This is a genomic window from Corynebacterium sp. HMSC074C04 (assembly GCF_001838295.1).
GTDB lineage: Bacteria > Actinomycetota > Actinomycetes > Mycobacteriales > Mycobacteriaceae > Corynebacterium > Corynebacterium amycolatum.
This window is the reverse complement of record NZ_KV836270.1, coordinates 418,647-428,311: the sequence shown is the minus strand read 5'-3', so window position 1 is coordinate 428,311 and position 9,665 is coordinate 418,647. Positions and strand designations below refer to the sequence as shown.

Sequence of the window (9,665 nt, the reverse complement as noted above, 5' to 3'; positions counted from 1 at the left end):
TCGCCTGGGTGCCAACGCCATTCTCGGTGTGTCCATGGCCGTTGCCAAGGCCGCTGCTGAGTCCGCTGGCCTGGACCTGTTCCGCTATGTCGGTGGCCCGAACGGCCACGTTCTACCGGTCCCGATGATGAATATCCTCAACGGTGGTGCACATGCGGACTCCGGCGTTTACGTCCAGGAGTTCATGATTGCTCCGATTGGCGCCCCGACCTTCAAGGAGGCACTGCGTGTCGGCGCTGAGGTCTACCACGCACTGAAGAAGGTCATCAAGGACAAGGGTCTGTCCACTGGTCTCGGCGATGAGGGCGGCTTCGCTCCGTCGGTTGACTCCACCAAGGCTGCTCTTGACCTGATTGTTGAGGCAATTGAGGCCGCTGGCTACAAGCTGGGCGACGACGTCGCTCTGGCTCTCGACGTGGCTTCTTCCGAGTTCTTCAAGGACGGCAAGTACCACTTCGAGGGCGGCGAGCACACCGCTGAGGAGATGGCCGATGTCTACGCTGACCTGGTTGAGAACTACGCCATCGTCTCCATCGAGGATCCACTGCAGGAAGATGACTGGGAGGGCTACACCAAGCTGACCGCTCAGCTTGGTGACAAGGTCCAGATTGTCGGCGATGACTTCTTCGTTACCAACCCGAAGCGTCTGGCTGAGGGCATTGAGAAGAAGGCCGCTAACGCTCTGCTGGTCAAGGTCAACCAGATCGGTTCCCTGTCTGAGACCTTCGAGGCCGTCGCAATGGCCCACAACGCCGGTTACAAGACCATGATGTCGCACCGCTCCGGTGAGACTGAGGACACCACCATCGCTGACCTGGCCGTCGGTCTCAACTGTGGCCAGATCAAGACCGGTGCTCCGGCTCGCTCCGAGCGCGTTGCTAAGTACAACCAGCTGCTGCGCATCGAAGAGTACCTCGGCGACGCTGCAGTCTACGCTGGCCGCAGCGCTTTCCCGCGTCTTAAGTAAGCAGTTGATACGCTGCGAAAGCTGCGTATAGCATTGCCCGCCCGCACCACGCACGTGGTTGTGGGCGGGTTTTTGTTATTTCATCGGCTGGCGGTCGGGTAGAGTGTGGGGCATGAGTGCATCGGACCGATCTCGCCGCGGAACACAGTCGCGCCCTGCAGGGGCGGGGCAGCGTTCGGCAGCGGCAATCGCATCGGGAATGCGCTCGCTGAGCACGGCACAGAAGATCGGGATTGGTCTGCTGGTACTTTTCTTAGTATCTGTTCTCGCAATCCCGCTGCGGACTTTTGCACAACAGCAGGCGGATGTAGCCGCAACGCAGGACAATATTGTTCGCATGGAACAGCGAATTGAGCAGCTAGAGGATGAAAAGGAGCTTTACTCCAACCCTGCCTATATCAAGGAGCAGGCACGTCTGCGCCTGGGGCTGGTAGAGCCGGGGGAGACCCCATTCCGTATCCTCGATCCGGCAGTGGGCGAACAGCCTGTGACACAGCCGGAGGAAATTCCGCAGCACCAGGCCAAGAAGTGGTACGAGACCCTGTGGGATTCCATTTCCATCCCGCCCGAGCCTGAAGAGACTCGCCCTAATCCGGGGCGCGATCAGGCAACGAGGCCCGAGAGCTTGCCGACGGTACCGGAGTCCTAAATCTCCGTAGGGCTCTCGGTGGGGTTGAATGCGCGGCGGAGTGTGCCGTCGTAAAGCGAAACAACGCGCTTGTAAGGCGACTGTGAGATTATGTGTCAGTAAAACGGAAGCAAAAGGAGTGTGACCGATGTCTGTGGATACCGCAGATTTGGAAGTGATAGCGGAGCAGCTCGGACGTGAACCACGGGGTGTAGTGGACATCTCTTACCGCAGCCCCGACGGCACTCCTGGTGTGGTCAAGACGAAGCCTCGTTTGGACGATGGCACTCCGTTTCCCACGCTCTTTTACCTGACTGATCCGCGACTCACCGCGGAGGCCTCCCGGTTGGAGACGACCGGCGTGATGAAGGAAATGACCGCGCGTCTGGAAAGTGACGAAGAGCTTGCCGCCGATTACCAGCGTGCACACGAGGCGTTTCTGGCGGAGCGCAATGAGATGGAAGACCTGGGCACGGACTTCTCCGGTGGTGGCATGCCGACGCGCGTGAAGTGCCTACACGTTCTTATTGCCTACGCGTTGGCAAAGGGGCCGGATCACTTCCGACTGGGTACGGAGTCGGTGGCGCTGGCGGCGGAGAATGAGAAGCTGCGCGGCACCGCGATTCCCGCGGACTGGCCGACGATTTCCGAGCTCGGTATTGCGTATCCGGGGGTGGAGGGATAAATGACGACTCTCGCTGCCGTCGACTGCGGCACTAACTCGCTTCGACTGCTTATCAGCCGGGTCGAGGTCGTCGATGGAGTTCTCGAAATCACAGAACTGCACCGACTGATGGAAATCGTCCGCCTTGGCCAGGGCGTGGATGCCACTGGCATGCTGGCCCCGGAGGCACTGGAGCGCGTGCGGGAGGCTCTGACGAAGTATGCAGAGCTTATGCAAGTCGAAAAAGTGCAAGCAGTCCGAATGGTGGCGACATCGGCGACGCGCGACGCAAGCAACCGCGACGATTTCTTCGCCATGACCCGCGAGATTCTCGCTCCGTGGGGTGCAGAGGCCGAGGTTATTTCCGGCGACGAGGAAGCCGCGCTGTCCTTCCGCGGGGCAGTCGATGACTTGGAGCCCGAGCTGGGTCCGTATTGCGTCATCGACGTCGGCGGCGGCTCCACCGAGGTTATTGTCGGTGACCACGATGGTACGGTAGCCGGCTCTGATTCCGTGGCTATGGGCAGTGTGCGCTTGACCGAACGGTTCCTGCAGGCCTCGCCGCCGACGGCGGAGCAGGTCCAGGAGGCGCGTTCGTATGTTGCGGAACTGGCCGACGAGATTGTTGCGAAGGTGCCTGTCGACAAGGCTCGCACCATCGTCGGCTGCGCCGGGACCTTCACCACCCTGTCGGCGCTGGCACAGGGCCTAGAAACCTACGACCCGGAGGCAATCCACCTGTCGCAGCTGCGCTTTGCGGCGTTGCGTGCGTTGACAGCATCCGTCGTCGAGACCGATGCGGAATCCCTTGCTGCGAATCCGGTCATGCACCCGAAGCGCGCGGATGTCTTCGCCGGTGGTTCCATCATTGTTGACGGTCTGATAGACATGTTTGAGGCGTTGCCGCTTTCCGAGGCAGCCAAGGAAGAGCAGCGCTTTTTCTACATCAGCGAGAAGGATATCCTCGACGGAATTGTGGCGAGTTTGGTAGACACCCATATCGCCCATTAATCTTTCTTAGGGGCCCCTATAGCCCAATTGGCAGAGGCAGAGGACTTAAAATCCTTTCAGTGTGGGTTCGAGTCCCACTGGGGGCACCAAAGACCAGGTAGAAGCGTTTTTCTACCTGGCCTTTTGCTATTTGTGTGCGCTACACACGTATTACGGCAGGACGTTGAACTTCTTGCCGAGAACAAGTGCCGTGTTGAACACCTTCGAGTACAGCTCACGCGGCATCTGTGGCATCGACACCGGGGAAAGACGCTGCACGGTCACCGTCTGCGCATCGGTGTACTTCAGCAAGCCGCCCGCTGCTTGACGACGGCCCACACCCGAATCCTTGAAACCACCCATCGGGGCATCGACAGACGCGAAGGCCGCAGCAAAACCATCGTTGACATTGACGGTGCCGGCCTCAAGCTGTGGAGCCAGCTCCTTTGCGCGACGCGGGGAGGTCCACAGCGAAGCGTTGAGGCCATAACGGGAATCGTTGGACTTGGCGATGGCCTCATGAACATCCGAGACGCGCTGGAGGACTACTACTGGGCCGAATACCTCTTCGGTCAGCAGGGCGACGCCCTCCGGGACGTCGGTAAGCACGGTTGGCTCGTAGAACAGCGGTCCTAGATCGGGACGAGGACGACCACCGGCCAGTACAGTGGCGCCGGCCTCGATGGCCTCGTCGACCATGGACTTGACGATGTCGAACTGCCCCTGCGACTGTAGGCAGCCCATTTCGGTTTCCCACTCGTAGCCAGCGCCGATGGACATTGCCTTCACGCGGTCGGTGAATGCCGGGACGAATTCGTCCCAGACGGAGTCCACGACATAGATTCGCTCAATGGACACGCACAGGTGACCGGAGTTGGTGAAGCAGCCGATGCGCGCGCCCTCGACCGCGCGGTTGATGTTGGCATCCTCAGCGACAATCAGCGGGTTCTTGCCGCCGAGCTCCGCGGAGAAACTAATCAGGCGCTCGCCGCACTGCTGTGCCAGTGAGCGGCCGGTCTCGGAGGAGCCGGTGAACATCAGGAAGTCGCACTGGCCGACAATGCCCTGGCCGACCACGCGACCCGGACCTGGAATGACCTGGAAGAGATCTTCCGGAAGACCAGCGCGGTAGAGCAAATCGACAGCGAAGAGAGCGGTAAACGGAGTGGTGCTGTCCGGCTTGAGCACGATGGCGTTACCGGCCATCAGCGCAGCTAGCGCGTCGGAAACCGCGAGAGTCAGCGGGTAATTCCACGGCGCAATAACACCGACGACACCCTTGGGGTGGTGATAAACGGTGGTTTTGGACAGCACCGGTACTGCGCCGTGTGCTCGCTTCGGCTCCAGCAGCTTCGGCCCCTGGTTGCCGTAGTAACGAGCTGTGATGGCGGTGTGTACGAGCTCCTCGTGGGCACTGGCTCGGTTCTTGCCGGTCTCGGCCTGCAGTAAATCCAGCACCTGGTCGCAGTGGGTAAACAGCAGGTCGTGGAAGTGGTGCAGCACTTCGCCGCGCTTTTCCGGTGCCATGCGGGCCCACTTCTTCTGCGCCGCACGGGCACGCTTGAAGGCCTCGTCGACATCGGCCTGGGTACCGACAGGAATCTGCGCCAGCTCCTGGCCGGTAAATGGCGCCGAGATAGTGGCGGTCTTCGACTTATCAGCTACCGTGACGCGCTGAAGAAGGCGGGCAACGAGCTCGTCGTTAAGCGGATTGCGGATGGTAGTTCGGTTTGTCGTGGCAGTAGATGCTGTCATGGCACAGATACTACTGTCGTACGGCACCCCGAGATAGAAAATTTGGCAAAACTACTAAAACTTAGAAAAAGTTTAGTAGGTAGTCCAGCCCATCCGTCGGTTGCGGTCTGGGTCGCGCGGACCATCGTTGCCGAATTCGAACGGTTCGTGGCCGTCGACATCGCCGTAGCGCATCTCCGGGTCATCATCCAGATCGTCGTCGACGTCGATGTCCGGCTTTTCCTCGGCCAACCGCTTGCCGAGGGTGTCATGCGGAGACGCGCCCCGCCAGCGGTCAGGCGGATCCATCACATAATTCTCGCCATCGCCGGTGAGGAAATCACCATCGAGCCCTTCCGAGCCATCGAGCGTGGTCTCGTCGAAGTCACCAGTGGTATCCGGATCGTAGCCAACGTCATCAGACATCTTGACCAGCCTCCTGTTCGTAATCACTCAGGGGTTGCCCACGCCTGGCGACTGTGAGTGTTTCCGCGATTACAAAATCACCGCCAGCAGGCGAGGAATTACCTTGATACTAACTGTTTTTCAGGGTTGGGAACAATACCTTTACGGCGCCCGTTGTAGACAGTGTAGGCAAACGTACGCGCGTGTGCCTGAGTTCAAAACTTGTAAGAAAAACTGAGAAAAAGAAAGAAGGACGACGTGCGCGAAAGCAGCAATCCTGCATTCAGTTCACTTACTAAGACCGTCGCCCGCGGACAGGCGGGCGCACATCACTACGGCCAAGGTCAGATGGGCGCTGACTACGGGGATAACCCTTACCAGTCGCAGGTTGCCGCCGACTACCGTCCGATGACGGTCGACGATGTCGTTTCCAAGACCGGCATCACACTGGCAACCATCATCGTTTTGGCTGCAGTCAACTTCTTCATTGCTGTCAGTGTCTCCACCAGCCTGGCCATGATTCTGACTATTGTCGGCGCCATCGGTGGTCTGATTACTGTTTTGGTTTCCACCTTCGGTAAGAAGTACGGCTCCGCGCCGGTTACCCTCACCTACGCGGCCTTCGAGGGCCTCTTCGTCGGCGGCATCAGCTTCATGTTCACCGCCCCTATTCAGGGCGTTGCCGCCGGTGCGCTGATTATGCAGGCCGTGCTGGCCACCCTGGGTGTCTTCATCGGTATGCTCTTCGTGTACAAGTCGGGCGCTATCCGTGTGACCCCGAAGTTCACTCGTTTTATGAGTGCGGCTCTGATTGGTGTCCTGGTCCTCATGCTGGGCAACCTGCTGCTGTCCCTGTTCGGTCTGGGCTTCCCGCTGCGTGACGGTGGCATGCTTTCGATCATCTTCTCGCTGGTCTGCATCGGCCTGGCAGCCTTTAGCTTCCTGATTGACTTCGATCAGGCTGACCGCCTGGTTCGCGCAGGCGCTCCGGCTCAGTACGCCTGGGGCGTCGCCCTCGGCCTGGCCGTGACCTTGGTCTGGCTCTACACCGAGATCCTGCGTCTGCTGTCCTACTTCAGGGACTAAGCGCTAGAAAACTGAATAACGCATAAGCGCCGGTTGGCCCGTGATTACGGGTTGGCCGGCGCTTTCTCTTATCTGAAGTGCTACTTTTTCGATTCGCATTAAACACGGACGCGCGGTGGGCCAATCGACCGGCAGTCGACATATTGATCGATCGGGCTGTGCAGTGTGACGTCGTAAAGCGCGATATTGAAGCGGGAGAGGGTACAAAAAATGGACCGATAGGCCATATGGGCTTCTATCGGTCCAAGAATCGGGCGCTGTGGCCCGAGATCGCCGCCTGGGTTGAGGCGGTCTAGCGCCGGGGGGGGAGTAACCTCGGCGTTTAGGCGTCCATATCCGGGTCGTACGGCTCAGCCTTAACTACGGTGACAGACACTTCGTCGCCGCTCGGGGAAGCGTAAGTGCGGGTCTCGCCCTCCTTAGCGCCGACCAGAGCCTTACCCAGCGGGGAATCGGTGGAGTAGGTCTCCAGATTCGGGTTGGAGGAGTCAGCGCCACGGGTACCGATGAGGAAGGTCTCGGTGTCGTCCTCGTCGCCGTCGTAGTAGACGTGGACCACGGTGCCGACCAGAGCCACACCGGACTCCTGCGGAATCTCGCCGACAGTGGCGCGCTGGAGCAGGTCTTCGAGGTAGCGGATGCGTGCCTCTTCCTGTCCCTGCTGCTCGCGGGCGGCATCGTAGCCGGCGTTTTCCTTCAAGTCGCCCTCTTCGCGGCGCTCGTTAATCTCGGCGGCGATGACCGGGCGGTTTTCATATAGCGCCTCAAGCTCGGCCTTGAGCTTGTCGTAGGACTCCTGGGTGAGCCATGGGCTATTGTTCTTTGCCTCAGTCATGGTTCCTCCTGTGTTTTTGGCTATTTAATACAAAAGCGGCCCCGCGTGGGGCCGTCGGCTGCGTCACAGGATAGCACTGTCACGCCACATGGCAATAACAGGCGCGTCGGAGTGTTGTCGCGCACGCTTTACGACGTGCCCCCGCAGCGCATGATCCTCAGTCGCGAAGGGAGATTATTTCGCAGGTGCGAGGAACTCCGGAATGTCGGTGGAGCAGCCATAGACATCGCCTGCGACGGCCAGCTCGCGGGTGGCAATGGGGACGTCCATCCGCACGGTAGCGGGGCCGCCGCCCGGGATGAATACGTCGCGACGGCCGACCTCTGCCACGTCATAGTTCAGCGCATAGATAATGCAGTAGCTATCCAGCTCCGGCTTTTCGCGGGTGACATCCAGTGTGAAGATGAACTGCTCATCTTCCTTACCTGGAGTGCGGCTCCAGCCCGCTTGCGTTGCAGAGACATCCGGGGCGGAGACGCGGTTCATCTGAACGAAGATGTATGCGCCGGCGATGACGAGCATGCCAACAATAGCGATGACAACCAATTTTGCGGGGAGAGTGCGACTGTTGTCCCCATAGCGCTCGCGCTGCTCGTTAGGCGCTGCGGTATTTCGGGTGTTTCGCTCCGAACTTTCAGCCATGCTTTTTAGCCTATCGGAGTTCTCGGTCGACGTGGTAAAATGTTGACAGTTAAACAATCTTTCTGGTGTGGCGCGGTGTCCTGCTGCTATGTCGTTCCGCCGAGTAGCGATGCTGCGTGGTCATATGATGGTGCAGCGCTATAGTGGGGCGGTATTGAAACGGTGCTGTAGTAGCATCGTTGCGGTCGAAGGGCTCCGGCCTTGGCCAGAAAACATGGACTGAGATAGTAGCGGGAGTGACTTCAATTGACACTTCGTCTGATGGCAATTCACGCTCATCCTGATGACGAATCGAGCAAGGGCGCCGCAACAATGGCCCGATATGCGGCGGAAGGGCATCGCGTCAAAGTGGTGACCTGCACCGGCGGTGAGGCCGGTAGCATTCTCAACCCTGCGATGGATCGACCGGAGGTGCGCGAGAATATCGCCGCGGTGCGCGTTCACGAAATGGCTGCAGCCGCTGAGACTCTCGGCGTTGAACATGAGTGGCTCGGCTTTACCGACTCCGGTCTGCCTGCGGGTAACCCGGTGCCGGTGCTGTCGCACGGTGTGTTTGCTCGCCAATCGGTCGAGGATGCGACCAAGCCTCTCATCCGAGCTATCCGTGAGTTCCGTCCGCACGTCATCATTACGTACGACGAAAACGGTGGCTACCCGCACCCGGACCACATCATGACCCATATCGTGTCCATGCGCGCTTGGCTGGAGTCTGGAACGGATAAGTACCCCGAGCTCGGTGAACCATGGGAAATTTCCAAACTCTACTACACCCACGGTTTCATCAAGGCGCGTCTCATCGCGCTAGACAACTACTACCGCGACAACGGCTTGGAAAGCCCGCTGGCCGAGTCCTTCCGCCGTTGGACTAAGACCCCCGGCGACATCATGACCCGCGTGACCACGCAGGTTGAGTGCGGCGATTACTTCCAGCAGCGGGATCAGGCGCTGCTGGCGCACGCTACGCAGATCGATCCGAACGGGCCATTCTTCGCCGTGCCGGTAGACATTCAGCAGCGCGTTTGGCCGACCGAAGAGTTTGAGCTTGCCCGCACTCGAGTGCAGACCGAGCTGCCAGAGACCGATCTCTTCGCCGGTATCGACCCCGACGCGGAATAGTCCGGAATTAACGCTAAGCTGGAACTCATGATTGAAAGCTTCGATGCCTTGGCGGCTCGCACGACAATTTTCCTGGCGCAGAACCCCACTGGTCCGCGGGGTGCTGACTTCGGAAAGGCCTCTCCTGTTGGCCTGCTCATCATTGTCGTTTTGCTCATCGTCATCCTGGCTCTCGGCTGGGATCTCTCGCGACGCGCGAAGCGCATGGCCGCTCGCCGGAAGTTCGCCGAGGCGCACGGCATGGATCCCTTCGATTCCGAGGCTGTGGATAAGGCGATGGCTGCAGCGGAGCAGCGTCGTGAAGCGGAGTAGTTAACGCCAAGGCGTGTGCGCGCCGCTTGGCGACGGGCGATGCGTGCGTGCCCCTTATTGCGTCCCACAGGATGGGATTCGGAGTTCGAATTGCGGGATTCTAGGCGGTGCGCTACAGTCGAGCACATGCGTATGTGGCGATTTTATTTTTCGAAGGCTCCGGAGGCAGTGACGACCTAGTCACAGCCGGCGGCTAATCGTCACGTCGCCACCAACCGGAGCCAAAGGCAGCAGCCCCAAACTAATTAGGGGCGCTGCCTTTTGTCGTATCTACAGCCAATTACAT

General features: G+C 59.6%; 11 protein-coding genes and 1 tRNA gene. 8 read left to right on the top strand and 4 right to left on the bottom strand.

Annotated features, from left to right (window positions below; translation table 11 throughout):
* The 5 genes from eno to HMPREF3011_RS03160 all read left to right on the top strand — a co-directional run.
* Positions 1–967, top strand: a 967-nt coding sequence (gene eno, locus HMPREF3011_RS03180) for a phosphopyruvate hydratase (RefSeq protein WP_070841131.1), incomplete at its 5' end; no start/stop codon positions are given.
* A 112-nt stretch (positions 968–1,079) separates the two neighbouring features.
* Positions 1,080–1,616 carry a septum formation initiator family protein gene (locus HMPREF3011_RS03175; protein WP_070841130.1) on the top strand — a complete coding sequence of 179 codons (537 nt, stop codon included), beginning with the start codon at positions 1,080–1,082 and terminating at the stop codon, positions 1,614–1,616.
* Between the two features lie 127 nt (positions 1,617–1,743).
* Entirely contained in the window at positions 1,744–2,280 is a 537-nt protein-coding gene (locus tag HMPREF3011_RS03170) for a DUF501 domain-containing protein (RefSeq protein WP_016423198.1), read from the top strand.
* Positions 2,281–3,270 (top strand): Ppx/GppA phosphatase family protein, encoded by a 990-nt coding sequence (locus HMPREF3011_RS03165; RefSeq protein WP_038626198.1) that lies wholly within the window; start codon positions 2,281–2,283, stop codon positions 3,268–3,270. It abuts the gene before it with no gap.
* Between the two features lie 12 nt (positions 3,271–3,282).
* Positions 3,283–3,359, top strand: a tRNA-Leu gene (locus HMPREF3011_RS03160).
* A 61-nt stretch (positions 3,360–3,420) separates the two neighbouring features.
* Here the strand turns inward: HMPREF3011_RS03160 and HMPREF3011_RS03155 are convergent.
* Positions 3,421–5,004: a succinic semialdehyde dehydrogenase gene (locus HMPREF3011_RS03155; protein WP_038626196.1), complete on the bottom strand. Its 1,584-nt coding sequence runs from the start codon at positions 5,002–5,004 to the stop codon at positions 3,421–3,423.
* Positions 5,005–5,076: 72 nt separating this feature from the next.
* Complete coding sequence (locus HMPREF3011_RS03150) at positions 5,077–5,409, bottom strand: hypothetical protein (RefSeq protein WP_070841129.1); 333 nt, start codon at positions 5,407–5,409, stop codon at positions 5,077–5,079.
* Positions 5,410–5,646: 237 nt separating this feature from the next.
* Between HMPREF3011_RS03150 and HMPREF3011_RS03145 the strand changes: the two genes are divergently transcribed.
* Positions 5,647–6,474: a Bax inhibitor-1/YccA family protein gene (locus tag HMPREF3011_RS03145; protein WP_038626192.1), complete on the top strand. Its 828-nt coding sequence runs from the start codon at positions 5,647–5,649 to the stop codon at positions 6,472–6,474.
* 322 nt (positions 6,475–6,796) lie between these two features.
* Here the strand turns inward: HMPREF3011_RS03145 and greA are convergent, their stop codons facing one another.
* A complete protein-coding gene (gene greA, locus HMPREF3011_RS03140) occupies positions 6,797–7,309 on the bottom strand; it encodes a transcription elongation factor GreA (RefSeq protein WP_038626190.1) in 513 nt (170 codons plus the stop codon).
* Between the two features lie 174 nt (positions 7,310–7,483).
* Positions 7,484–7,951 (bottom strand): DUF4307 domain-containing protein, encoded by a 468-nt coding sequence (locus tag HMPREF3011_RS03135; protein WP_038626188.1) that lies wholly within the window; start codon positions 7,949–7,951, stop codon positions 7,484–7,486.
* Between the two features lie 261 nt (positions 7,952–8,212).
* Between HMPREF3011_RS03135 and mca the strand changes: the two genes are divergently transcribed.
* Both mca and HMPREF3011_RS03125 read left to right on the top strand, forming a co-directional pair.
* Positions 8,213–9,067, top strand: coding sequence for a mycothiol conjugate amidase Mca (gene mca, locus HMPREF3011_RS03130; protein WP_038626186.1), 855 nt, complete (start codon positions 8,213–8,215; stop codon positions 9,065–9,067).
* Positions 9,068–9,094: 27 nt separating this feature from the next.
* Positions 9,095–9,379: a hypothetical protein gene (locus HMPREF3011_RS03125; RefSeq protein WP_038626184.1), complete on the top strand. Its 285-nt coding sequence runs from the start codon at positions 9,095–9,097 to the stop codon at positions 9,377–9,379.
* The last annotated feature ends 286 nt before the right edge of the window (positions 9,380–9,665 follow it).